At 27.2% G+C, this 2,214-nt stretch carries 1 protein-coding gene and 1 pseudogene; both read left to right on the forward strand.

Going from position 1 to position 2,214, the window contains the following annotated elements:
* Nucleotides 1–567, forward strand: a pseudogene (locus AJ936_RS07245) (motility associated factor glycosyltransferase family protein); the annotation flags it as partial.
* Nucleotides 567–2,214 (forward strand): motility associated factor glycosyltransferase family protein (locus tag AJ936_RS07250; RefSeq protein ID WP_070274258.1); only part of this gene is annotated, 1,648 nt, incomplete at its 3' end. The pseudogene AJ936_RS07245 and the gene AJ936_RS07250, both read left to right, overlap by 1 nt.

Here is a 2,214-nt window from a genome sequence, read left to right on the forward strand (position 1 = left end):
CTTGAATATCTTTTTGCTTGCAACAGTAAAGAAGCTAAATTTTACAATGCTACTGAAGGTGGAGCAAGGATTAATTTTACTGAAGAACTTTCCTTTAAAGAATGTTGTGAAAAACTCCTTACAAAAGAAAAACCTAAATTTGAACTTCCAAAAAGTTTAACTAAAAATAGAAGTGACAAACTCCTAGTTAAATTCAAAGAAAAAATACAAAAAGATCAAGATAATGCTAAAAGATTTTTAAATGATGCTTTAGTTTTAAAACAAATTTTAGAAAATATACTCAGTAAAGATTTTATTTTACCTTTGGAATTTTTAGAAAAAGTTTATCAAAATATAGAAAATTTTAATCACTCTTTAGATGAAGATGAGTTTATACAGGATGGTATTTTAAAAGCAGTGATTTATGAACGAGGACTTAAGATAAGTTTGGTTTATAAAGAAAATATTTTGGATTATGCTAGTTTTATCAGTGCTTATATCAAAGCTTATGATGAATGGTTGCTTTATTTTATAGAAAAACTAGAGCAAAGAATAAATATTATCATCAATTCTTTTAAGGAAACCTAATGACCATACTAGAAAAAAACATACAAGCTTTATTAAGCGGGGTAAATGAACCCTTAGGAAATAAACTTTTAAATTTCATACAAAATAAAACTTGTTCTCGTTTTAATATAGATGAAAATTTAAATATCTATGATAAAACTCATAATGTTTTTATGTATGAAAATTTAGAAGAAGAGTTAAATTTTTTCTATCAAAGTATTTTAGAAAAAACTCCTAGATATCCTTTTATATGTATTTATGGTATAGGCAATGCTTTACTGATTAAAAATTTAGCTAAACACTATAAACATCTTTTTGTATTTGAAAGCGAAATAGAACTTTTTATCCTAGCTTTAAGTATGCTGGATTTGAGTGAAGAGCTAAAAACTTATCAAGTGATATTGTTTGATGCAGTAGCAAAGGATGTGGAAATTCATATTGCTATGTTTTTTGATCAGCAAAGTATTTTAGAGTATTTAAGTTTATATGAAATGTTTATTAGCTCGCATTATTATCTTAAATACTATGAAGCTTCTATTTTATCTTTAAATGAACTTTGCATTAAAAGTGCAAGTGTAGCAATAAGAAATGCAGAAATTTCTTGCATTTTACCTTTATTGACTCATGAATATATGATTCAAAACATCCCTTCCATGCTTGAAAGCATTCCTTTTCAAAGAATCTTAAACGAAAGAAAAAACAAATTTGAAAATGCTATAGTAGTTTCTGCAGGACCAAGCTTAGCCAAACAACTTTCTTTACTTAAAGCTTATCAAGATAAAGCAGTGATCTTTTGTGCTGATGGGGCTTTGAGCATGCTTGAAAAAGAAGGTATAGTGCCTGATTATGTTACGAATTTAGATTTTAAAGATTGTCATGTAATGAAATTTTTTCAAAATAAAGAAAATTTAAAACAAAGCATTATTGCTCTTGAGTGTGCCACGCATCCTAATGTCGCGCGTAGTTTAAAGGCTGAAAATTGTATGATTGTTTTAAGAAATAAAGCTTTATACCAACGCTTCAATCTTAACGACTTTGGCTATATTGATACAGGTACTCATGTGAGTCATTTTTCTTATACTTTAGCTTTGGCTTTAGGATTTAAAAATATTATCATGATAGGACAAGATTTAGCCTTTGATGAAGAAGGAAATTCACACTCAAAAGGTTTTGCTTTTGGAGAAAAATTTGAAGAAGAGCAAAAAAAAGATAAACTTAAAGTCCCTGCCTATGCAGGTAAAGGAGAAGTTTTAACCCATATAACTTGGAATGATTATCGCATAAAACTTGAATATCTTTTTGCTTGCAACAGTAAAGAAGCTAAATTTTACAATGCTACTGAAGGTGGAGCAAGGATTAATTTTACTGAAGAACTTTCCTTTAAAGAATGTTGTGAAAAACTCCTTACAAAAGAAAAACCTAAATTTGAACTTCCAAAAAGTTTAACTAAAAATAGAAGTGACAAACTCCTAGTTAAATTCAAAGAAAAAATACAAAAAGATCAAGATAATGCTAAAAGATTTTTAAATGATGCTTTAGTTTTAAAACAAATTTTAGAAAATATACTCAGTAAAGATTTTATTTTACCTTTGGAATTTTTAGAAAAAGTTTATCAAAATATAGAAAATTTTAATCACTCTTTAGATGAAGATGAGTTTATACAGGATG

The sequence above is a fragment of the Campylobacter sp. BCW_6877 genome, from assembly GCF_001762445.1.
GTDB lineage: Bacteria > Campylobacterota > Campylobacteria > Campylobacterales > Campylobacteraceae > Campylobacter_D > Campylobacter_D jejuni.